Raw genomic sequence first — 23,018 nt, 5'->3', positions numbered from 1 at the left:
AACGCCTTTTTATTGTTTTCAAGAAACAAAAATAAGACGGCCATCATTTTTTAAGAAGGTATAGATGCGCTTTTTTATAAAAAAGAGTAGGTTACAAGAAGTGTAAGATCATCATTTTAAACTACTTATATTAAAATTCTCTAAATAGTTTGAAAAATTCATACCCATGTGTTTTTTGAAAACTTTTGTGAAAGATGATGCACTTTTATATCCTATATGTTCTGAAATTGCCTGTACGGTATATTTATGATATATTTTCTCGTTATCTAAAAGTTTCAGCAAATACTCTATTCTTTTTTCTTGTAGATATGTACTAAATCCCTTCTCTAGATAATCATTAAAAAAAGCTGAAAGGTATGCTGTGTTTGTTCCTAATTTTTTTGCCAGATAGGAAAGCTTAAAATTAGGGTTGAGAAATTCTTTATTTCTTTCTATTTTTAACAGTTTTTCTTGTATCTCCTCAAAACCCTCAATATCTGTCAAATATTTTGATTTTTGTTGGGGTTCTTCTACTATTTTCAAATTGAATTCAATCTTTCTGATCTCAATCTGTTCTTCAAGAGATTTTATAATTTTTTTATTAGAAACTAATTTTTTTATTAGATCTAAATTATAAATTCGGATAATAGCATATATGATAAAAATTAAAACGAGACCTGCTATGAAAAGAAAAACCATCCAATTCTTCCTCGAATTGATGATCTGTTGAGCTTTTTCATTTGATTCCTCAATATTAAAAAGACTCATCACTTCATGAGCTTTTTCTTTGTTGGATTCTAATTTTTGTATTTCATTCAAATATAGCCTTGCATAATACAATGCTTTTTTATCTTCGCCTTTCTGTTGATAGGCATCCATATAAGCACTCAAACCTGCTATGTAAAACTGTTCGGTTCCTGATTTTACAGTATATGCAGAATCTAATTTGATCAAATATTTTAATGACAGATTGGTTTTTTTAAGCTTCAGATAATTTTCTGCCAATCCAATACAATATGATTGATAAGTAAATGAATTCTCTCGCACGATAGGATGATCAAAATATGCTCTATAATATGATACAGCCTTAGAATAGTTTTTTTTGTAATATTCAGTTTTAGCCAATCTCGAATTGTATAATGCAGAATTATATGAATTATTTTTATTAAACTTATTCCCATTAACAAACGCCATTCTATAATGCTTATTGGCAGAATCTAACAAGTTTTTGTTTTGTATCTTCTTGTACTTCTGTACAAAAGCATCTCCAATAAAGGTGTAAATATTTGCAGTTCTACTTAAATAATCCGGATGATCTGGTCGAGTTTTTCGTAAACTCAGTTCAAAATTCTCTATTGCACTGCTATAGTGTTGCATGTCATATTGATTAATAGCAAAAAACGAAAGAAATTCAGAATATTCAATTTCTTTTTTATGAGTTAATACAATTTTAAGGGCTTTATCGTATTCTGCTTTTCTTCTGTAAATATAAAATAACCTCGTTGCAGACATTTTCACAATACTTCTATAGCAGTCAGGATCCATTTTAGATTTATTGGTTTCTGCTTTTTCTATACATTCTAAGGATTTATTTTCAGCTTTATTGAGATCATTTTTTAATAAATAATAGATTGATGCATCATAATGTACTGCTAATGTTTGCATACATATATTATTCGATTGTTTTAGAATCGTATTAAGAGAATCTATTTTTATCATTTGTTTCTAAATGCAGTGTTTTCAGAATTTGATTCACAGTTTTATTATATTCTGAATGATATTTTTGAGAATATAAAGTTGTGATGAAAAGAAAGAAAAACAGGCAAGAAAATTTAAACACCCAATTTTGAGGAATATTCATGCTATTAGGTTTTGAGTTTTGAGGATTATGTTATTTAAAACCATTGAGTTTAATTTCATACATTCCAAAACTCCCGATCCAGACTTCTGTACTGTATCGCTTCAGAAATATGATGCGACAAAATATTTTCAGATTCTTCCAAATCGGCGATTGTTCTTGCTACTTTTAAAATTCTGTCGTAGGCTCTTGCGGAAAGATTCAGTTTTTCCATCGCCATTTTGATGAGGTTAAAAGACGCATCATCCAATTCACAAAATTTCTCCAATTCACGAGAGCCAATTTGAGCGTTATAACTGATTGACAAATCTTTATACCTTTCATTCTGAATCTCACGGGCAATCAAAACACGTTTTCTGATGTCTTCACTTTTCTCGCCTTTTCTTTTTGCTGCCAATTGTTCAAATTCAACTTTCTGAACCTCAACATGGATATCAATACGGTCTAAAAGCGGCCCCGAAAGCTTATTCATATACCTTTGCATTTCAAAAACCGAAGACGTATTATTTGGGTCATCGGGAAAATATCCGCTCGGACTTGGATTCATCGATGCCACCAACATAAAACTTGAAGGATAATTGATCGTAAATTTTGCTCTGGAGATAGTTACTTCCCTATCTTCCAAAGGCTGGCGCATGACTTCCAAAACAGTTCGTTTGAATTCAGGCATTTCATCCAAAAATAAAACACCATTGTGAGCGAGTGAAATTTCTCCAGGTTGAGGATAACTTCCACCCCCAACGAGCGCAACATCCGAGATTGTGTGGTGTGGACTGCGGAATGGCCGAACTGTCATCAAAGACGTTTCCGTTCCCATTTTTCCGGCTACAGAATGAATTTTTGTAGTTTCTAAAGCTTCCTTTAAAGTAAGTGGCGGCAAAATGCTCGGAACTCTTTTCGCCAACATCGTTTTTCCGCTTCCCGGCGGCCCAATGAGAATAATATTATGACCACCGGCAGCGGCTACTTCCATTGCTCTTTTGGCAGTTTCATGACCTTTCACTTCAGAAAAATCAAATGGGAAACTGTTTATTTTATCCTGAAATTCTTTTCGGGTATCTAAAAGTACTTTTTCCAAAGGCTTTCCTTCATTAAAAAAATCAATGACTTCTTTGATATTTTCAACGCCATACACATCCAAATTATTGACGATGGCTGCTTCTCTGGTATTCTGTTTTGGTAAAATAATCCCTTTAAAACCTTCTTCCCGCGCCTGAATGGCGATCGGCAGAACACCTTTTATGGGTTGCAGACTTCCATCGAGTGAAAGCTCACCCATGATGACGTAATCCTGAACATTTTCACCCAAAATCTGATCAGAGGCAATTAAAATTCCGATGGCAATACTTAAATCATAAGCAGCACCTTCTTTCCGCAAATCTGCGGGTGCCATATTAATCGTAATTTTCTTTCCTGGAATTTTATATCCTACGTTTTTCAGTGCAGCAGAAATCCTGTAACTGCTTTCTTTTATAGCATTATCGGGTAAACCAACAAGGTGATAACCCACTCCACCCGTATCAATGTTTACTTCTATTGTGATGGTCTGTGCAGAGACTCCGAAGATGGAACTTCCATAAATTTTAATCAGCATTGCAATGTGTTTTGAGTAAAATTAATATTTTTTTCTGATCAAACAATAAAAAATCGGCACAAAATAATTTGCGCCGACTCCACATTAAAAGCATAAAAAAACTAACTATGATTATCTAATCTTCTATTTCTTAATCATCTTATTTTTATAAATTCTACCATCGGCAGTTTTTGAAACAATCATGTACGTTGCAGGAACCAATGCACTTACATCGATGGCTTTACCTGCCTGATGATCTCGTTTTTGAAGAATCAATTTTCCGGACATATCAATTATTGAAATTTCGCTGTATTTTTTATCCGATTCTTTTCCGATATATAAAAGCTGCGCTGTAGGATTTGGGTAAATACTTAAACTATTTTCTTTCGTTTTAGTTTCTCCGGTAGCCAAGTTACAGAAGCTGTACTCTCCAAAATTTAATTTAATGAAAGCAAAAGAAGCAAGCATTTCACATTGATCAGGGCAATATTCTGTACAGGCATAAAAACCGTACTCCCCAGTTGTTGTTGCAATGTAAGTATCACCCGTTGCTCCTGGTATCGTGCAAGGTTCATTGGGTGACGGAGGATTACTTCCGGGAAGACATCTAAACCACGTATGCGTTCCATATACACCTGGAAATCCGTTATCTAGCTGCACCGATGCACCTGCGCAGACATTGTATTCCCCCGGATTGGTTTCTTCATAAGTTCCCGGCGTGAAATTGGCCATTAAATACGGAAGACCGTAAGCATATCCGTCTGCAAGAATTGGTGTGCTTTCAGCAGTACAGTCATTCTCTGAAACGGCAACTTTAAAGTAATGAAGCATATCCGCAGTTCCATTAATCGTTAATGTCTGAGATGTCGCCCCGGGTATAGCCACCCAAGGATTGGTATTGGGAGTCTGCCAATCCCACTCCTGCCTGTACCATTGGTAACTTTGGAAGGATTGCGTTACAGATAACGTTTCCGACTCTGAGTTACAGAATACGATACTGCCCTGGAACATTGCGTCTAATCTCGGGCTGGTAACGGTAGGGTTGCATTGTGCTTTAAGATTAAAAAAACTTAAAAGTAAAAATGCTAAAAAAGTGATTTTTGTTTTCATAAAAAATTGATTTGGTTGATAATTTTGTATTTAGTCGAGTGCCAACCTTAATCCGAATTTCAGATTAAAATTGAGCGGTTTTTCTTTATAAATGGTGTTTAATGTACTGTTGTCTTTAAAGTGATAACCTAACCCTGGTTCTGCGTAGATTCCCAGCCTATTGGTAACGTTAAGCTGTACTCCGGCGGCGGCATTGACGGAAATTTGTGTAGGCTTGGAGCTTAATTTCTCTTCGGTTTCATCTTTAAATGCATTTTCTACGACGTACTTGGTTTTTAAACTTCCCGAAACTGATTTTTCTATTAAAGTTCCTGCCGTAAGATATCCCGTGAAAGCAGGTTTTTTAATGACATTGTAATTTACCTGCACCGGCACTCCTACATAATGGATGGTCTGATCGCTTTGTATATAATTCGCATCGCTTCCGGAATGCAAATCAGAGGAAAGTTTGGTGTACGTAATTCCGGTACCAATTCCCCATCGTTTTCCAATGTTGTAATACACAGAAACACCGAAAGTCACGGGCATTTTATGTTTTATTTTGGCATCAACTTGTTGATCTTGATTAGCTAAAAGTACCTGAGTGAGCGGATCCAGCTCTGTGCTTGAACTGTGAAAAACATCACTAATGCTCATGTTGCTTCCGTTGAAAGTAGCATATCCCGGAACTTGGCCTGCAGAACCCGAAGAGGCATTTCCTGTAAGAACACTTACCATCCAGGATTTATTTGTTTTAATTTTAGGTAAATCTGGTTTTTTGTCTAACTCGTTTATTGCTAAAAGATGTTCATTTTCTCTAAATTCGTCACTGTTACTTTTTGTGTTATTTTCTTGAGATAAAATTTGATTTTGATTATTGAAATCTAAACTCTTTTTCTGCTCGTCAGCATTAAAAACATGAGCAATATCTCCTTTTAACAAGTCTTTGATGGTTTCTGAAGACCTATTCCCAACCAATTTATCCTTGAAAATTTTGCTAATATGATCATTTTTAAAAATATAATCCTGATTATAAGTATTGCTATTATTAGTTTCTTCAGAAGAAGATTGAGCAATCACCGATTCAGTTTTGGAATCGCCTGAACGCACAATTTTCTTTTCATTCGAATTTTCAAAAAAATGATTGATTCCAAAAAACACAAATGCAAGTACGGCAGCCACACTTACTGCTCTGTAAACAATAGTATTAAGTTTAGGAGCATTATTTTTAATTTGACCTTTAACGTCAGTAGGAACTGCACCAAGAATATGCTCATCTTCATCGAACAATTCAGATCGAATATCATCCCACAACCCTTCCGGAACATTTTCTGTGTGATCTTCCATTTTTCTGCGCAGATCATTTAGCCAATCTTTACTCATAATGCGCTTTTTTTATCATTTTATGTTCATTCACTTTCTGCACAAGCATTGCCTTCGCTCTATGAAATTGGGAAGCCGAAGAATTTTCTGCTATTCCTAACATTTTGGCAATTTCCTTATGGCTTTTTTCTTCAAACACATAAAGATTAAATACAGTTCTGTAACCATCCGGAAGCGATCTGATCATTTCCATCAGGCTTTCTTTTGAAATACATTCAAGATCAGGCTCATCATCATTAGAAAAATCCGGAATGGTATCGAGATCTGTATCCGTTTTCAGACTAAGATTCTGCTTGAGATACCTTAAAGATTCATTAATGACGATGCGTGTTATCCATGCTTTAAGAGATCCATTTCCACGATACTGAAAAGAATCTATGGAACGGAACATCTTAATAAAGCTGTTTTGCAGCACATCATGCACATCATCTTTCTCAATAATGTAACGTGAGCAGACATAGGAAAGATTTCCGGAATGAGCTCCGAAAAGCTCTTTCCAGGCAGCTTCTTCTTTTGCAAGAAGGCGTTTTGCCAAAATCTGTTCCTTATTTTCTTCCATGTACTGCCTCAGTTACACTTATTTTTTTATTAATATTTTTGAATGTCCGCTTTTAATAATAACACCTTTTTTAGCGCAAAGTCCGCAAAGATTTTTATCACTGACTGCTTTTAAAGTTCGCAAGGGCGTTTGACTTCGTCGAATCTTCGATTTCACTCAGCAAAGAGCACAAAGCTTTTTAAATTCTGATAGATTACGGACAATCAGAAAACATTCAAATTCGAATGCAAAAATAGATTGCCCTTTACTAAAGCGCAATCTATTTCAGATAATATTCTTAGTTCTTCACACAATACGGAAAATCATATTTTATGATTTCATAAGGAGTTAAATCAACACCATCAACAGTTATTTTTTCTGCAACAATACCAAATCTTAATGACCAGTCTTGCCCTACATAAAATCCTTTTTGTGGTGCCGCCATTTTCACAATCGCATTTTTTGTAACTCCGTCCACCGGAATCTGCAGTACTAAAGTTTTTGGAGCAAAGTTCAATTCAACTACATTGTTGGTGGTATTTAATGATGAGGTATAATTAAGTTTATACTTCACCTTTCCGATAGCCGTCAATGCTGCTTCTGCTTTCACAGGGTCAGTAACTATCGTTTTTACAATTTCTTTCACAGGAAAATCATTGAATATCACCGTGTCTTTTTTTACACTTAGATCAACTGTTTTTTCATTTTTAATATTTCCTTGTGTTGTAAAAAGTCTGGCTTTATAATTCCCATTCACATCTTCTAATTTTACAGGAATCGGCTCATAATCATCCACACATGAGATCAAAGAAAAACCAACAAGTGCACAAAAACCAACTACAAAAGCCTTAAAGGCATTTAAATTCTTCATTTTTTTTAAAATTTATCGTTAAACATCTATTTTTTGAGCACTCAATAACATAAACCCATCATTTTAAAAATCTTGCATCCTTTTTTATTAAAAAGATATAACTGACTGATTATTAAATCAAAAAAAATATAGATTTAAATCACATTTTAGATTTCTTATTATTTTAATACATTTGTTATAAAGGTGGATTCAATACAACTTCATTTTACTACAATACTTGATGACTATTGGAAACACCATTTAATAATAATTGATAATGAACATAAAACCTGAAATATCCTGGGCAGATTTTGAAAAATTAGACATCAGATGCGGAACGATTATTTCTGTTAATGATTTTGAAAAAGCAAGAAATCCTTCGTATCAGCTTGAAATCGATTTTGGAGATTTAGGAATCAGAAAATCAGCCGCACAAATCACTACACTTTACAGCAAAGAAGACTTAGTTGGAAAACAGATTTTGGCAGTGGTTAATTTTCCTAAAAAACAAATTGCCAATTTCTTCAGCGAATGTCTGGTTTTAGGCGTTTACGGTGAAGATGCGAAAGATGTTACGCTTTTATCACCTTCTCTTCCAACAAAAAATGGGTTGCAGGTTGGGTAGATTCCAAATAAAATTTAGTTTTTAAAATCAATTAATCAAACACAAATATGATACAGAACATTCCTCTAGAAAAAGTTTTATTCCTTGATATTGAAACAGTTCCGCTCTACGGAGACTGGAACGAAATTCCGGAAACTGAGCAAAAACTTTGGGATAAAAAAACAAGATATCAGCGCAAAGATGAAATTTCACCAGAAGACTTTTACGAAAGAGCAGGAATTATGGCAGAATTCGGAAAAATCATCTGCATCAGTATTGGTATGCTCGAGAAAAACGAAACTTTAAGAATAAAAAGTTTTGCCAATGATGATGAAAGAAAGCTATTACAGGAATTTGGTGAACTCTTCAACAGTCCAAGGCTTCGGGATGTCATTCTCTGTGCTCACAACGGAAAAGAATTTGACTTTCCTTGGATTGCGAGACGCTTTTTAATTAATGGAATGCAGCCTCCTACTCCATTTCAGATGTTTGGGAAAAAACCGTGGGAAATCCCGCATCTTGACACGATGGAACTTTGGAAATTCGGAGACTACAAAAGCTATATTTCTCTGGAACTTTTAGCCCATGTTTTCGGAATTCCGACCCCGAAAGACGACATCGACGGCTCAATGGTTTCATCAATCTACTACATAGAAAAAGACTTGCAGCGAATAGTCGACTATTGTGAAAAAGATGTCTTAACTTTGGCAAATATTTTCCGGCGTATGCGTCAGGAAGATTTATTGCAGAGAAATATCAATTTAGATTAACAAATGAACTTTACAGACGATCAGATTGCCGACATCGGTGAAGAAATTATAAGAGTACTAAAAACCGTTTATGACCCCGAAATTCCGGTGGATATTTACGAATTGGGATTGATTTATGACGTTCAGATTTCGGAAGAAGCCGATGTGAAAATCATCATGACCTTAACGAGCCCTAACTGTCCCGTTGCAGAAAGTCTGCCGCAAGAAGTAAAAGACAAAACTGCCGAAGTAGAAAATGTAAAAAGCGTAGATTTGGAACTTACTTTCGAGCCCACCTGGAACAAAGATATGATGAGTGAAGAGGCGAAATTTGAGCTGGGAATGCTTTAAATTTTGATTAAAAATAAATGGGCTGTCAATTTTTTGGCAGCTTTTTTTGCTTCTGACAAATCCTGATTTTTTTATTCTTTAAATATATGTTTGTCATTCCGTAGGAATCTCGGCAATGTTTTAATTATAATAGCTTAGATTCCTAATCGGAATGACAAAAGTATAGTTTAATCTAAATCTCCTTTGCAACTTCTTTTCCTTCTCTTCTGCTCCATTCGCTCCACGAACCCACGTACAGATTCGGAATTTCAAAACCAGTATAATCAAGAGCCAGAATTGTATGACAAGCAGTAACTCCGGAACCACAGTGAATGATTAATCTTTTAGGTTTGTTTTGTAGTAATTTTAAATATTTCTCTCTTAAAATTTCAGGTTTCAGGAAAAATCCGTTCTCATCTAAATTTTCAGAAAAAGGAATATTGATCGCTCCAGGAATATGCCCGGCAACTAAATCAATTGGTTCTGATTCTCCTTTGTATCGGTAAGAATCTCTTACATCAATAACGGTTGCAGAATCGCTTGTCAATTCATTTTCAACATCTTCCAAGGTTGAAATTGGCAGAAGCCAATCTTGTCTTTTGATGATTTCTGCTTTCTCAAAAGTTTCTTCTTTTGAAGAAAATTCTAGACCTTCTCTTTCAGCTTCCTGAATTCCACCATCTAAAACCTGTACATTTTGAAATCCAAAAGATCTAAGCATCCACCATGTTCTTGCTGCTGCATTTGCACCATTTTTATCATCATAAATTATAATGTGAGAATCTTCAGCAATTCCAAGATTTGAACATGTTTCTCTAAACTTTTCAATACTTGGAAGCGGATGTCTTCCTCCGAAAGCAACATCTTCTCCAATTTCAGCCAAATCTTTATCTAAATCTACAAACCTTGCTCCTTGGATGTGTTTATTTAAATAGCTTTGACAAGCATCTTTTCCGACTCGTGCGTCAAGAATAATTAAATTTTCGTTAGGAATATTTTTTAACTCAGAAGCTGAAATTATTGGTGATATTTTGTTCATATAAGTTTTATAGTCGTAAAAAACAAAACCGCAGAAATTTCTGCGGCTATATTATTGATAAATGAAAATCATAGTTTGTACCAATTCCGGATGAAGGCTTCTCGCTACCGGACAATTGTGAGCGGTTTCTTCGATGAACGCTTTTTCCTTATCTGAATAGGAATCTGGAAAAACAAAATTACAAACGATTTCACCAATTCTTCTTGGCTCGGTTTTCATAATTTTCTGAAGTGTACAGTACGCTCCGTCAATATTGATTTTTTTGTCTTTGCCCAAAATTGCAATAGTCGTTAATGCGCATTCTGCTAATGAAGTTGCGCAAAGATCGGTTGGTGAAAACTTTTCTCCTTTCCCGTGGTTGTCGGTTGGCGCATCACTTTCGATGATAGTTCCTGACTGTAAATGTTCAGCTGAACATCTTAGTCCACCGAGGTATGTTATTTTTGATGTCATAAATATGCATTTAATAATTTTGAACACTAAGTTCACAGTGTTTTTTGTTTGGCTCTTTAAAGTTTCACAAAGTCGTTTCACTTTTAAAAGCCCACAAAGACTTAATTAAAGTATCAAAAATGAAAAATATCCTTTGCTCTATTATAAGAACTTTCGAAATTCAATAAGTTCAACTTGTGTTCCGCTTTTTCTAAACTCATGAAGTTGATCACTTGCTCGGTCGGCATATTTCCCACCAAATCATCTTTTGCCATTGGGCAACCACCAATTCCTTTGATGGCAGAATCAAATCTTCGGCAACCTTTATCATAAGCAGATTTTAATTTAGAATAAGAATCTTCATATCGGTTATGAAAATGTGCTCCAAAATCAATATCTGGATATTTTGAAGGGATTTTTTCAAATAAAACAGAGATCGTTTCCGTTGTTGCAACTCCTGTAGTATCAGACAATAAGATGTTTTTAATTCCAATTTCCGAAAATCTTTTTGCCCAAAAATCTACATCTTCCCATTTCCACATTTCACCGTAAGGATTTCCGAATGCCATTGAAAAATAAAGATTCAGTTCTTTGCCGGTGCTATTGGTAAGTTCCAGCATTTTTACCACTTCATCAAAAGCTTCCTCCTGGCTTTTATTTGTATTTCTGTGCTGAAAAGTCTCAGAAATAGAAAAAGGAAACCCTAAAATATCCACAGACTGATGCGCCAGTGCTTTTTCTGCACCTCTATAATTTCCAATAATCGCAGAAACTTTAGTATCGGATAAAGATTTATCTATGTTTTCTGCAACTTCAGCAGAATCAGCCATTTGTGGAATTGCTTTTGGAGACACAAAACTCAGGCAATCCAGAACATCAAAACCCACTTCCATTAATGAGTTGATATAATCGATTTTTTTGGCAGTCGGGATAAATTCTCCCCAACCTTGCATGGCATCTCTAGGACATTCTGTAAGAAACATTTTCACTTTTGATTTTCTCAAATATAATAAAACTAAAACAATTCGTTCTTTGCACAAAACAAAGCTAAGATTCTTTTGATAACCAATAATTTATATCTGATTTATAATTTCAATATCTCATATTCAAATACAAAAAACGTGTTCTCAGCATCAAATTTGTTAACTTTGTTAAAATTTTAGACATCTAATGAGTACTATCGAATTCAACGAAATGTGGAGAGAAAAATTACTAAACCGTTTTCTCAGTTATGTAAAAATATATTCAACCAGTGACGCAGAAAGCGAAACAACACCTTCTACAGAAAGACAGTGGGACATCGCCAATTACATCGTTGAAGAACTGAAAACAATCGGGCTGGAAGATATTTCTATTGATGATCATGGGTATATTATGGCATATGTTCCTTCTAATTTGGAGAATGATAATCAGCCAACCATCGGATTTATTTCTCATTATGATACTTCACCGGATTTCAGTGGTGAAAACGTAAAACCTCAGGTTTGGGAAAATTATCAGGGAGAAGATTTAATTTTAAATAAAGAAAGCAATTTTACCCTATCTCCTTCAAAATTTGAAAGTTTAAAAAAACATATCGGTCAAACTTTAATTACAACTGACGGAAATACACTTCTCGGAGCTGATGACAAAGCAGGTTGTGCAGAAATTGTAACGGCAGCAGAATATCTGATTGCACATCCTGAAATCAAACATGGAAGAATGGCAATTGGTTTCACTCCGGATGAAGAAATCGGAAGAGGTGCACATAAATTTGATGTTACAAAATTCGGGGCAGAATTCGCTTATACAATGGACGGAAGTGAAGTTGGAGAACTGGAATATGAAAACTTCAACGCAGCCGGAGCAGTGGTAAAAATCCACGGATTAAGTGTACATCCTGGTTATGCTTTCGGAAAAATGGTGAATGCAAGTCTTTTGGCGGCTGAATTTATCCAATCTTTACCTTCGAACGAAACTCCTTCTACCACAAAAGGTTTTGACGGTTTTTATCATTTGATGGATGTGACTTCTGATGTTTCGGAGTGTAAACTTCAATACATCATTCGTGATCATGACGATGAAAAATTTGAGGCTAGAAAAAAATTCATGGAAGAAAAAGTTGCAGAATTTAATCAAAAACACGGAGAAAAAACCGCTGAAGTGGAGATTAAAGAACAATACCGCAACATGAAACAGCAGTTTGAAGGCAAAATGTACATCATTGATCTTGCTGCAAAAGCGATGAAAGAAGCGGGAATTGAACCTAAAATTAAGGCAATCAGAGGCGGAACAGACGGAGCACAGCTATCTTACATGGGATTGCCTTGTCCAAATATCTTCGCTGGTGGAATGAATTTCCATGGACCTTATGAATATGTAGCATTGGAAAGTATGGAGAAAGCTGTTGAGGTGATTGTGAATATTGTGAAGGCGTAAGAATTTACATAAATAACCTGAGTTCGGGATAAGAATACAAAATAAATTTGCAATAAAAAGCAATAATTCGTATATTTAAGTATCTAACATTCAAATATTTAAACGAACTATTGCTTATGATTTTGAAAGACCAAATTACAAATATTTTTGTACAAGTTGATGATTTCTGTAAAGAATTTGATTTCCAAATCAAACACATGAAATTTCAGGCGCTCGGCGACCAAAAGAAGAGAAGAAACAGAAGATCTATGATGTCGGATTCTGAAATTATTACGATTATGATTGGTTTTCATCTGGGTGCACACAAAACATTTAAGCATTATTATCAGGAAATAGTTTGTGGTTATTGGAATAATTTTTTTCCCAAAGCCCTTTCCTACAATAGATTTATAGAACTTCAGCAAAGAAGCTTTGTGGTTTTTGCCTTATTTTTGAAAGAAAAATGTCTGGGTAAATGTACTGGAATCAGCTTTATGGACAGCACAACTTTAAAAGTTTGCAGAAACCAAAGGATTCACAATCACAAAGTTTTCAAAGGTTTGGCAGAGCGAGGAAAATCTTCGATGGGTTGGTTTTATGGGTTTAAACTGCATTTGGTTTGTAATGAAAAGGGAGAACTTTTATCCTTTTATATAACGAAAGGAAATATTGATGACAGAAACCCAAAGCATATCAAAAAAATGACGCAGCAGCTTTTTGGAAAACTATTTGCCGATAAAGGATATCTTTCCAAGGCTCTTTGGGAAATGCTTTTTGCTGATGGAATCCAGCTTTTTACTAAACTTCGTAAGAATATGAAGAATCATATTATGAAAATGGAAGACAAAATTTTGCTCCGAAAAAGAGCCATCATTGAAACGATCAATGATGAATTAAAGAACCATTGTCAAGTGGAACATACTCGCCACAGAAGTGTTAGTAATTTTATGATGAATATTTTGGGGAGCTTAACTGCTTATTGTTTCTTCCCCAAAAAACCATCATTAAACTTAAAAAAAGTAAATGATGGTCAATTGTTTTTAAATTTTGCTTAAACCGAACTCAGGTTAAATATAGAGAAACCCACTACGATTATAGTGGGTTTTGTATTATTGAGTAGCTCCTAATGAATCCAAGTAAAAACCTAGGTTTTCATCATTGCTACTCATGCTTTTTGCCAATCTGTATTTTTCATCAGTTGATAATTTAATAATATTGGCTTCACCAATTTTTATAAGATTATTTAAAAATATCTCAGCAGATTCACAGCAAAATAAAATCTGCTCAAAGTAACCATCCAATAAGTAAATTTTATCTGTGCTTTTTTGAATTGAAATAAATTCTCCAGCTCCATCGCTGCCTACAATTATGTAATCTTCATATGACTGAAGTTTTTTATCATCATAAAAATGAATCATTCCAATATCAAATGTTTCAGTATGATAATTTTTTATGAGATCTAAAATAGGATTTTCATTATATAAATACTCCGATTCTTTAGGTTTTATAATTAAAGCTTCTTTTAAAACTTCCTCAGCAATTTCATCATTAGGATTCAATTCAATTCCTAAGTTATAAAGTTGCTTAGTTTGCATTACAAAATTTTCAGCAATACTATTTTTCATCATTTTTATTTTATCTAATTTAAAAAATTAATTTTATAAATTAGATAATTGATAGTAACAAAAAACCACCTCAAAAAATGCAGTGGCTTCACAATATTTAAAATTAAATTTTAATCATTCTGTTGATTTCCTAAGAAAGCATCCCAACCTTGCGCCGTCAACGCAACCAATTGATTAGATCCTCTTGCTACCATGAAATTCCCTTCTTCCTTTTCAACGGCATGACCGATAATAGTAAAATCCGGGTGATTTCTCATCTTTTCAAAATCATTTGGTGAAATCGTGAACAATAATTCATAATCTTCTCCCCCACTTAAAGCCGTCATCACGGGATTTAAATTTAAATCGTCTGCTGTAGTAATCGTCAGATTATCCATCGGGATTTTCTCCTCATACAATCTGAAACCAACTTTTGATTGGTCTGAAAGATGCAGAATTTCTGAAGCCAAACCGTCAGAAATATCAATCATAGAGGTTGGTTTGATATCTAACTGTTCTAACATTCCTCTTACATCCGTTCTTGCTTCAGGTTTTAATTGTCTTTCCAAAATATAATCGAAACCTTCCATTTCAGGCTGCATATTGGGATCTGCTAAGAAAATAGCATGTTCTCTTTCCAAAATCTGAAGTCCCATATAAGCTCCACCCAAATCTCCTGAAACTACAAGCAAATCATTTGGTTTTGCGCCACTTCTTTTGACAATATTTTCTTTGTCTTCAATTCCGATAGCAGTAATACTCATGACCAAACCGGCGTTTGAACTCGTTGTATCTCCGCCAATTAAATCAACTTTATATCTTCCGCAAGCCGCCTGAATCCCGGAATACAATTCTTCCAGAGCTTCTACCGGAAAACGGTTCGAAACTGCAAGAGAAACCAAAATCTGCGTTGGTGTTGCATTCATTGCCGCAATATCACTAAGATTCACAACAACCGCTTTGTAGCCTAAATGCTTCAATGGAACATATCCCAAATTGAAATGAACGCCCTCCGCCAAAACATCTGTCGTTAACACAACTCTTTTGTTTCCTGGATTGATTACTGCAGCATCATCTCCTACTCCAACTTCCGAAGACTCGTTGGATAAAGGAAAAAATTGAGTTAGGTGTTTTATAAGTCCGAATTCTCCTAATTTAGAGATGGGCGTTAATTCTGGTTCTTTATCTTCAAACATAAATTCTTATATAATTGATGGTTGATAATTGATAAATGATGACAAAAAATCAATCAACATTTAATCGATTATCATTTATTTAGTAAAAATTGCCGGATCTATATTTTCCGGACGGAAAGGAAGCTTTTTAAAATCTTCTCTCGTCATTAAAATCGTTTCAGCAGTTTTATATTTATTCATTGCTTCAACAACATCATCTGGTGGAGAAGTCATTTTTCTGAGCATCGTATCGATCCAAACGCCTGTTGCTTCAGAAGTAGCACAATGTGAGCCGTCTGGAAGATAAAACTTGTGCAAAAAACGGTAGATCGCTGCATCTTCGGCACATCCGTCGATTTCAAGGCTCACAATAACTTTCTGGTCAGCAAAGATTTCTTTAAAGAAAGAAAATCTTTCATGCATAATTACAGGGCCAATTCCCCATCGGCTCATTTGGGTAACTCCCATTTTTTCTTTTTTCATAAAAGCCATTCTAGTCTGCGCACAATATTGTACATAAGACGAGTTGGCAAGATGTTTATTGGCGTCTAGGTCGCTCCAGCGAACTTCAAATGTATGGTAAAAAATCATTTTTAATAATAGTTTTAAAATTGAACTTATTACTTAATCACAGAAACGTATCTCAGTTTTAAGACACCTTAGAACACTTAAGAAAGTTTACAACTTTGAAAATATTAAGTTCACATAAGCAAAAATCAAAGATTTTTTTTAAAAACTAATGTGTTCTTCTATAAATTGTTGAAAGGCAACTTAAATAAACTAATGTGTTTCAAAAGCTTTTGTGACTTTTGACTACGTCTAATCTTCGATTTGTGATTATAATTTTAGGTTGAAAGTTCAAAAATTACAATCCTCAAAATTACTCAAATAAGATGGTTTATAAAAATTGTAGTTTTGCAAAAATAATCTTCAGCATAAGATTACATAGTTATGAAGCAAATTATCATTATCGGAGGTGGTGCCGCAGGATTTTTCTGTGCAGCAAATCTTGACGAAAAGAAATATAAAATTACTATTCTCGAACAAAACTCAGATGTACTTCAAAAAGTGAAAATTTCGGGAGGCGGAAGATGCAATGTTACTCATGCCTGTTTTGATCCAAAAGAATTGGTTCAGTTCTATCCCCGTGGGAACAAAGAATTGTTGAGTGTTTTCACAAAATTCCAGCCAGGAGATACAATGGACTGGTTTGAAAAACGAAACATTTCGTTGAAGATTGAAAATGATAACAGAGTTTTCCCGGAAAGCAATTCTTCACAAACGATTATCAATACTTTTCAGAATGAAATTCAGCAGAAAAACGTTGAAGTAAAAACAAAATGTTCTGTAAAAGAAATTGAGCAACAAGACGAAAAATATCTTGTAAAAACAAGTTTAGGTAATTTTGAAGCTGATTTTGTGATTTACACGACTGGAAGTTCTCCAAAGTCTTTAAAAATGATTGAAAATTTAGGACATAAAATCATTGATTTGGTTCCTTCTTTATTTACATTTAATATAAAAGATGATTTGCTAAAAGATCTTTTGGGAACAAGCTTCGAAATGGCAGAAACGTCTATTCCAAAGTTAAAAACTGAAGAAAGCGGCCCTTTGTTGATTACGCATTGGGGACTTTCTGGACCAGCGATTTTGAAAATTTCTGCCTGGGAAGCGATTAATCTGGCGAAAGTAAAATATAACTTTGAAGTTCAGGTAAATTTTATTTCTAAAGATATTGATGAAGCTGAAGAATTATTTCAGAATTTTAAAATTTCCAACCCTAAAAAGCTAATTGGATCGTCGAAGATTTTTGATGTGACCAATCGTTTCTGGCAGAGAATTTTAGAAGTTTCGAAAGTTGATCCGAACAAACAAATTGCCAACATTTCCGGAAAAGAAATGCAGACGATTTTGGAAAATTTATGCAGAAAGAAATTTCAGGTTACAGGAAAATCGACTTTTAAAGATGAATTTGTCACCGCAGGAGGAGTAGATTTAAAGGAAATTAATTTTAAAAATATGTCTTCGAAAATTTTGCCTAACTTTTACGTTGCCGGAGAAGTATTGAATATTGATGCCGTAACCGGTGGATTTAATTTTCAGGCATGCTGGAGTGAAGCGTGGCTGATTGCTCAGGATTTGAATAATTTATAAAAAATTTCAAATGAAAAAATTACTTCTTTTTATTGTACTTATGAGTTGTGGAAAAATTTTCTCGCAAGAAGAAAGCCTTTCAAAAAGCGAGAAAGTTCATAAAATTTATGACACTCCTCATCTTAAAGAAATGTATAGTTTCAGACAAAGGTTTTCTGAAGTTTTTGACATGGATAAAGTCAACGGAAAAGGAACAGTAAAGTCCGAAGTCACATTCATTGTCACGTCAGAAGGCTAAATCACTAATATAAAAACAACAGGAACGAATGTTTCCATGAATAGAGAGATGGAAAGAGCAATCAACGAAATGAACAAATTCGAATTGATTCCGAAGAAGCTAAACGGTAAACCGATTGATTCTACATATAGCTTACCTGTTGAAATTACTTTTGCTAAAGATTAAATAAATGCTTTCAGTCAAAAAAATTTTGTCCGTTTTAAAAATTCTTCTTATCATAGGATTCGGGTATTTCTTTTGGCTGATGTTGAAAATCACTTTAGAATACATTCCATTAGATACGAATGTCAGTTTTTTAATGATTAAGCAGACAGAAGTAGAACAAAGACCAGAATATCTTTACTTTTTCTACACTCACGTTTATATCAGTATTTTTGTTTTATTGGCAGGATTTTTAGCTATTTTAAGAAAAAATTTCGCCATTAAAAACTTTCACAAAAACGCAGGGAAAATTTATATTTTTCTAATTCTTCTTATCGCAGCACCATCAGGAATTTACATGGGAATTTTTGCCAACGGCGGATTCTTATCCAAAATTTCTTTTGTGATTTTGGGCTGTCTGTGGTGGTTTACAACTTTTAAAGCTTATCAACTTGCCCGACAGAAGAAATTTAAAGAACACAAACAATGGATGTGGCGAAGTTTTGCTCTCACAATTTCTGCCATCACTTTGAGAATGTGGAAAGTAATTATTGTATATTTATTCCATCCAAATCCGATGGATGTTTACCAAATCATTGCTTGGCTCGGTTGGATTCCGAATATTATTTTAATTGAATATTTAATCAGAAAAAAACACATTTAATCTATATGAAAATTTTAAAATTTACCTTAATCACTATGTTTACAATCGGTTTTATAAGCTGCAAAAAAGACGCTAAAACTGAAGAAAAATCTAAAGACAGCTTGACTGCAAAAAAAGATTCTGTAGTAATCCCCGAAGTTCATAAAGAATATTACGGAATTTACACCGGAGAATTTGCTGGCAAAGGCGAGCTTTATGACAACGAAACAAAAGAATATTATGAAGGAACCGATTATAAAAGGCTTTCATTAAAGATCAATAGAATTACTCAGGATTCTGTGTACGGACAGAGCATTGTGAACGGAACTCAAAGACCTTTCAGAGGGGTTTTCAATGAAGGTTCTCAGTCTTTTATTCTTGATGAACCAGGGAATGATAAAACAGACGGAAGATTTGAAGTTAAATTAAAAAACGACAGTATCACCGGAAAATGGACCGCATTTAATAAATCTGCGGTAAAAGCTCCTCTGAAAAATTTAAAGCTGATCAAAAAAGAGTTCGTCTACAATCCGAATTTTATGCTGGATCAAAATTCTGAATTGATTGACTGGGAAAACCCAAGAGATTTTAAAGAAAAATATACTGACGAAGAAACAGGTAAAACCGAAACTTATACCCAATCTAAAAACAGAGTTGCTTCTGATGCCGTTTTTAAAATCAATGCTTCCAAACAAAAATTGAGCGAAAAAGACATCAAAAACCTGAGAAAACTTGATATGGAAATCATTAAAAATGCAGTTTTCGCTAGACATGGTTATTCTTTCAAAAAACAGACGTACAGAAACTTTTTTGAGCAGACTGATTGGTATATTCCGGTTTCTAACAATGTTGACAGCGAACTTTCTCCGATGGAAAAAGATAATGTTGCGTTGCTGAACCGTTTTATAAAATATGCGGAAGATAAATATAATTCTTTTGGAAGATAATTTTCCCGAAGATTAAACGGATTTTGAAGATTCCTTTTGATTAAATTTAATTATAACCAAAAGATAAAGGATCAAACATCCCACTCCATAACATATAATATCAATCCACGAGAAAGAATTTCCGACTACGATATACATCAGGCTTCCTTCAGGGAAGCCTAATTTGTCTGCAATATTGAAAAATTGGGCAAACTCTATCATGCAAGAAAAAGCAAAAATTCCGAGAATTAATTTTGTATCGTTGGTTATGAAAAAGCTTTTCACAAGAGTATATAAAAGCATGACAACGATGACATCTCCCAAGTATGCTCGGATAAAGAATTGATCTTTTAAAACGGTGGCAATTAAAACCTCAACAAGGAAAATAAGGAGGGTTAAAAAGAAATATTTCAGGTTAAATTTAAATTTCATCATGATTAATTTTGGCTAAAGCCTTTGGTTTTGTGTTAAAAAAAGAGCGGACTAAAGTCCGCCCAATATCTGCATTTTATTTAAATATCCGAAATTATTTTTGCACTTTTATGGTACATCCGATGGCAACGGTTTTATTCATTTTTATCGGTTGATTTTTAACCAATGCATCAACAGCATCTTCTACATAACGTTCTGAAACATCATTCGGATCTTCATAATTATTATCAACTGCGCCAATATATTTTACAACATTTTTACCGTTTTCTTTCTGAAGAACAAAAACATGTGGTGTTTTTGTCGCACCATATTGAGGATAGATTTTCTGACCTTCATCCACCAAATACGGGAATGTAAAACCTTTTTCTTTCGCTCTTTCAATCATTTTTTGATAATTGTCTTCAGGTTGCACATTCGGATCATTCGGATTGATGGCAATCACGGGATATCCCTGAGATTTATATTTTTTATCGAGCGCTACGATTCTTTCTTCATATTTTTTTGCGTACGGACAGTGATTACAGGTAAAAATTACAATGAAACCTTTTGCTTTTTTAAAATCACTCAACGAAACCATTTTTCCGTCGATATTTTTTAGTTTAAAATCGGCTGCTTCATCACCGACTTCATATCCTTTTGCATAAGAAACTTCGTGTATTTGATTTTCATTTTTATCGCTGTTGATTTTTGTAAAACTCAGTAATCCAAGTCCGACAACAAGAGCTGTCATTAAAATTTTAAAGTTTTTCATAGTATTTTGATTTTGTTTAATTTAAATTTTTCACGATGGTGTTTTCAAGATCTTCTTTACTCATTTCGCCGTCATTGAAATGTACTTTTTCACCGTTTTTATAGAAAATAGTCACCGGAATATTTCCGTCCCAGTTTTTCTCGAAACGAGGAATCCAGGTATTCATTCTTTTAATATCATCCAATAAAACCACTTCCGCAGTCAGGTTTTTCTTTTTGATGAATTCAATCACACGTTCTTTATCTTTTGTCCGGTCTAAAGAAACCAAGAGCATTTTATATTTAGGATTACCCTTGAATTTTTTATTGACTTCCATAAAATCCGGAAGCTCTTTCACGCAGGGAGCACAGGTTGTCGACCAAAAATTTAAAACCAATACTACATCTTTTTCTTCCTTTATTTTATTTTCCAGCTGCTCATATTTAATCATCGGAATATCATTTACGATAATTTGCTCTTGTGAATAACAGAATGAAACACTGAAAATCAATACAATTAAGCTAAAAAATTTCTTCATACTCAAAATTACAGAAAGCATTTTCAAACCAATAAGAAGCAGCTTGTTAAATTTTGTTAATTAATTAAAATACACCCGCTTAAAATTTAAAATCAGAATCTCATTTTTTCCAAACTAATTTCTGATTAAGATAGCACACGAAAACCAATGTTCATTTAGTGAATTATTGGTATTAAGTTTGATTACTCTTCATTAACTATACATCTGATAATTATCTCAGAATCAGTATTACTAAAATTAAATTTAATGAAAAAGGCGATTCTTTTCTTCGGTCTGTTTTTCGGAATAATTGCGTCTGCTCAAAACCATTATGGAGACAGCATAAATCAGGGTACGGCTAGTGAAATAAACCAAATTCCCGATTATGAAATCGTAAAAAGTAAAATAGATTTAAATGATGTTGTTACGAAAGCAGATCAACTCCCGGAATTTCCTGGTGGAATAGAAAAATTTAAGAAACGCTTTTTTGAAAGTTTAAAATCGTCAGATTCCAAAAAGAAAAAAGCAAACGACACCCGCTTATATTTTATTATTGAAAAAACGGGATATATAAAGAGTTTCACCGCTGTTGGATCAAACAAAAGCGAGATTAAAGAAGCAGAAACAGCCATAAAAGGTGTTTTTGAAAGATGGAAACCAGCATTAATTAATAATCAGGCAGTGCGATACCTTATTTATTTTCCTTTAGAAGAATCTAATTCTCATATGGAAAACAAAAATGTTTCTGAAAAAACTAATAATGAGGGTACGAATAAAGGTTTAGCTTCTTCTGGAATTCCTGATTTTGAATATGTAAAATCAAAAATAGATATCAAAGATGCTGTAACAAATGCTGATGAGAAACCTGAATTTCCCGGTGGAATGGAGGCTTTTAAGAGAAAATATTTTGAAAGTATAGAAACATTAGATTTAAAAAACAACGAAAAAATAGATACCCGTCTTTATTTCGTTGTTGAAAAAACAGGATATGTAAGAAATGTTGTTGCTGTCGGAAGCAATAAAAAGCACGTTGAAGCTGCAGAATTAGGGGTAAGAGGAATATTTGCACGCTGGAAACCTGCAAAATCAGGCGGAAAACCTGTTCGTTATTTATTCTATTTTCCTTTAACAAGTAAAAAATATTAGTTCTAAAGTTTATCTTAGCTAAAACTTTTATCTGTGACAAAATTTTTAACGCTATTTTCTTTGATATTTTTCCGTTTCATTTTCGGGCAAGAAGCCATTGATGGAACAACAGAACTTAATGAATTAGCATTAATTCAAAAGAATGGTAAGATAAAAATAGATGCCGAGAAACCAGCTGTTTTTTCTCTCGGAAATATTGAATTTCAGAATCTCATCAGTAAGAATTTTAAAGTTCGAAAAGTTGTTACGAATTTAGAAACAGAAACCTGCCAAATAATTTTTATTGTAGACAAAGATGGTTCTATGGTAGAAATTAAATCCTTTGGTACCAACGAAAGCTTTAACAACGAAGCTATAAGAGCCATTTCAAAAATTAAACAGAAATGGATTCCTGCAGAACTCAATGGAGAGAAAATTCGTTATAAATTCAAAGTACCTTTAACAATAAGTTTTAAATAAACTATTTATTACAATTTATCAGAATCATAAAC

26 protein-coding genes are annotated in these 23,018 nt (G+C 33.8%); 11 read left to right on the top strand and 15 right to left on the bottom strand.

The window, feature by feature from the left end; translation table 11 throughout:
- Window positions 1-111: 111 nt before the first annotated feature.
- The 6 genes from LNP04_RS11780 to LNP04_RS11755 form a co-directional block, all read right to left on the bottom strand.
- Window positions 112-1,644, bottom strand: coding sequence for a helix-turn-helix domain-containing protein (locus LNP04_RS11780; protein WP_229983161.1), 1,533 nt, complete (start codon window positions 1,642-1,644; stop codon window positions 112-114).
- Window positions 1,645-1,895: 251 nt separating this feature from the next.
- Window positions 1,896-3,431, bottom strand: a complete 1,536-nt coding sequence (locus LNP04_RS11775; RefSeq protein WP_229983160.1) for a YifB family Mg chelatase-like AAA ATPase — start codon at window positions 3,429-3,431, stop codon at window positions 1,896-1,898.
- Between the two features lie 123 nt (window positions 3,432-3,554).
- Entirely contained in the window at window positions 3,555-4,520 is a 966-nt protein-coding gene (locus LNP04_RS11770; RefSeq protein ID WP_229983159.1) for a T9SS type A sorting domain-containing protein, read from the bottom strand.
- 30 nt (window positions 4,521-4,550) lie between these two features.
- Window positions 4,551-5,882 (bottom strand): outer membrane beta-barrel protein, encoded by a 1,332-nt coding sequence (locus LNP04_RS11765; RefSeq protein WP_229983158.1) that lies wholly within the window; start codon window positions 5,880-5,882, stop codon window positions 4,551-4,553.
- Window positions 5,875-6,441: an RNA polymerase sigma factor gene (locus LNP04_RS11760; protein ID WP_229983157.1), complete on the bottom strand. Its 567-nt coding sequence runs from the start codon at window positions 6,439-6,441 to the stop codon at window positions 5,875-5,877. The genes LNP04_RS11765 and LNP04_RS11760 overlap by 8 nt, the downstream gene beginning before the upstream one ends.
- A 277-nt stretch (window positions 6,442-6,718) precedes the next feature.
- On the bottom strand, window positions 6,719-7,291 hold the full coding sequence (locus tag LNP04_RS11755) for a DUF4840 domain-containing protein (protein ID WP_229983156.1): 573 nt from the start codon (window positions 7,289-7,291) through the stop codon (window positions 6,719-6,721).
- Between the two features lie 256 nt (window positions 7,292-7,547).
- Here LNP04_RS11755 and LNP04_RS11750 point away from each other — a divergent pair, with 256 nt between their 5' ends.
- Genes LNP04_RS11750 through LNP04_RS11740 form a run of 3 tightly spaced genes read left to right on the top strand, consistent with a single transcriptional unit; the run spans window position 7,548 to window position 8,974 of the window.
- Window positions 7,548-7,895 (top strand): tRNA-binding protein, encoded by a 348-nt coding sequence (locus LNP04_RS11750; RefSeq protein WP_229983155.1) that lies wholly within the window; start codon window positions 7,548-7,550, stop codon window positions 7,893-7,895.
- 47 nt (window positions 7,896-7,942) lie between these two features.
- The gene (locus LNP04_RS11745) at window positions 7,943-8,644 is read left to right on the top strand and encodes a 3'-5' exonuclease (RefSeq protein WP_229983154.1); all 702 of its coding nucleotides are present in this window, start codon (window positions 7,943-7,945) and stop codon (window positions 8,642-8,644) included.
- A 3-nt stretch (window positions 8,645-8,647) separates the two neighbouring features.
- Entirely contained in the window at window positions 8,648-8,974 is a 327-nt protein-coding gene (locus LNP04_RS11740) for an iron-sulfur cluster assembly protein (RefSeq protein WP_129535402.1), read from the top strand.
- 172 nt (window positions 8,975-9,146) lie between these two features.
- Here the strand turns inward: LNP04_RS11740 and LNP04_RS11735 are convergent, their stop codons facing one another.
- From LNP04_RS11735 to LNP04_RS11725, 3 genes are all read right to left on the bottom strand, one after another.
- A complete protein-coding gene (locus LNP04_RS11735; RefSeq protein ID WP_229983153.1) occupies window positions 9,147-9,992 on the bottom strand; it encodes a sulfurtransferase in 846 nt (281 codons plus the stop codon).
- A 51-nt stretch (window positions 9,993-10,043) separates the two neighbouring features.
- On the bottom strand, window positions 10,044-10,445 hold the full coding sequence (locus tag LNP04_RS11730; protein WP_229983152.1) for an OsmC family protein: 402 nt from the start codon (window positions 10,443-10,445) through the stop codon (window positions 10,044-10,046).
- A 113-nt stretch (window positions 10,446-10,558) separates the two neighbouring features.
- Window positions 10,559-11,407 carry a hydroxymethylglutaryl-CoA lyase gene (locus LNP04_RS11725; protein ID WP_229983151.1) on the bottom strand — a complete coding sequence of 283 codons (849 nt, stop codon included), beginning with the start codon at window positions 11,405-11,407 and terminating at the stop codon, window positions 10,559-10,561.
- A gap of 187 nt (window positions 11,408-11,594) precedes the next feature.
- Between LNP04_RS11725 and pepT the strand changes: the two genes are divergently transcribed.
- Together pepT and LNP04_RS11715 are read left to right on the top strand one after the other, a co-directional pair.
- Entirely contained in the window at window positions 11,595-12,842 is a 1,248-nt protein-coding gene (pepT, locus tag LNP04_RS11720) for a peptidase T (RefSeq protein WP_229983150.1), read from the top strand.
- A 116-nt stretch (window positions 12,843-12,958) separates the two neighbouring features.
- Window positions 12,959-13,876: an IS982 family transposase gene (locus LNP04_RS11715; RefSeq protein ID WP_407928597.1), complete on the top strand. Its 918-nt coding sequence runs from the start codon at window positions 12,959-12,961 to the stop codon at window positions 13,874-13,876.
- Window positions 13,877-13,930: 54 nt separating this feature from the next.
- Here the strand turns inward: LNP04_RS11715 and LNP04_RS11710 are convergent, their stop codons facing one another.
- From LNP04_RS11710 to LNP04_RS11700, 3 genes are all read right to left on the bottom strand, one after another.
- Window positions 13,931-14,446, bottom strand: coding sequence for a hypothetical protein (locus tag LNP04_RS11710; RefSeq protein ID WP_229983149.1), 516 nt, complete (start codon window positions 14,444-14,446; stop codon window positions 13,931-13,933).
- Window positions 14,447-14,556: 110 nt separating this feature from the next.
- The gene (gene thiL, locus LNP04_RS11705; RefSeq protein WP_229983148.1) at window positions 14,557-15,621 is read right to left on the bottom strand and encodes a thiamine-phosphate kinase; all 1,065 of its coding nucleotides are present in this window, start codon (window positions 15,619-15,621) and stop codon (window positions 14,557-14,559) included.
- A 75-nt stretch (window positions 15,622-15,696) separates the two neighbouring features.
- A complete protein-coding gene (locus LNP04_RS11700) occupies window positions 15,697-16,191 on the bottom strand; it encodes a thioesterase family protein (RefSeq protein ID WP_229983147.1) in 495 nt (164 codons plus the stop codon).
- A gap of 360 nt (window positions 16,192-16,551) precedes the next feature.
- Between LNP04_RS11700 and LNP04_RS11695 the strand changes: the two genes are divergently transcribed.
- The 4 genes from LNP04_RS11695 to LNP04_RS11680 all read left to right on the top strand — a co-directional run bounded on the left by LNP04_RS11695 (window position 16,552) and on the right by LNP04_RS11680 (window position 19,723).
- Window positions 16,552-17,754, top strand: a complete 1,203-nt coding sequence (locus LNP04_RS11695) for an NAD(P)/FAD-dependent oxidoreductase (protein WP_229983146.1) — start codon at window positions 16,552-16,554, stop codon at window positions 17,752-17,754.
- A 10-nt stretch (window positions 17,755-17,764) separates the two neighbouring features.
- Window positions 17,765-17,992: a hypothetical protein gene (locus tag LNP04_RS11690; RefSeq protein ID WP_229983145.1), complete on the top strand. Its 228-nt coding sequence runs from the start codon at window positions 17,765-17,767 to the stop codon at window positions 17,990-17,992.
- Window positions 17,993-18,161: 169 nt separating this feature from the next.
- Complete coding sequence (locus tag LNP04_RS11685) at window positions 18,162-18,797, top strand: DUF2306 domain-containing protein (protein ID WP_229983144.1); 636 nt, start codon at window positions 18,162-18,164, stop codon at window positions 18,795-18,797.
- Between the two features lie 5 nt (window positions 18,798-18,802).
- Window positions 18,803-19,723 carry a YARHG domain-containing protein gene (locus LNP04_RS11680; protein WP_229983143.1) on the top strand — a complete coding sequence of 307 codons (921 nt, stop codon included), beginning with the start codon at window positions 18,803-18,805 and terminating at the stop codon, window positions 19,721-19,723.
- A 12-nt stretch (window positions 19,724-19,735) separates the two neighbouring features.
- On the opposite strand, the gene LNP04_RS11675 is transcribed toward LNP04_RS11680, so the two are convergent.
- The 3 genes from LNP04_RS11675 to LNP04_RS11665 all read right to left on the bottom strand — a co-directional run bounded on the left by LNP04_RS11675 (window position 19,736) and on the right by LNP04_RS11665 (window position 21,402).
- The gene (locus LNP04_RS11675; RefSeq protein WP_229983142.1) at window positions 19,736-20,134 is read right to left on the bottom strand and encodes a DUF2809 domain-containing protein; all 399 of its coding nucleotides are present in this window, start codon (window positions 20,132-20,134) and stop codon (window positions 19,736-19,738) included.
- Between the two features lie 94 nt (window positions 20,135-20,228).
- Window positions 20,229-20,885, bottom strand: coding sequence for a thioredoxin family protein (locus LNP04_RS11670; RefSeq protein WP_229983141.1), 657 nt, complete (start codon window positions 20,883-20,885; stop codon window positions 20,229-20,231).
- A gap of 16 nt (window positions 20,886-20,901) precedes the next feature.
- Window positions 20,902-21,402, bottom strand: a complete 501-nt coding sequence (locus LNP04_RS11665) for a TlpA disulfide reductase family protein (protein WP_229983140.1) — start codon at window positions 21,400-21,402, stop codon at window positions 20,902-20,904.
- Window positions 21,403-21,648: 246 nt separating this feature from the next.
- Between LNP04_RS11665 and LNP04_RS11660 the strand changes: the two genes are divergently transcribed.
- Entirely contained in the window at window positions 21,649-22,527 is an 879-nt protein-coding gene (locus tag LNP04_RS11660; protein WP_229983139.1) for an energy transducer TonB, read from the top strand.
- A gap of 33 nt (window positions 22,528-22,560) precedes the next feature.
- Complete coding sequence (locus LNP04_RS11655; protein WP_229983138.1) at window positions 22,561-22,986, top strand: energy transducer TonB; 426 nt, start codon at window positions 22,561-22,563, stop codon at window positions 22,984-22,986.
- Window positions 22,987-23,018: the final 32 nt, after the last annotated feature.

This window comes from Chryseobacterium sp. C-71, from assembly GCF_020911865.1.
GTDB lineage: Bacteria > Bacteroidota > Bacteroidia > Flavobacteriales > Weeksellaceae > Chryseobacterium.
This window is presented reverse-complemented; position numbering and strand designations above follow the sequence as displayed.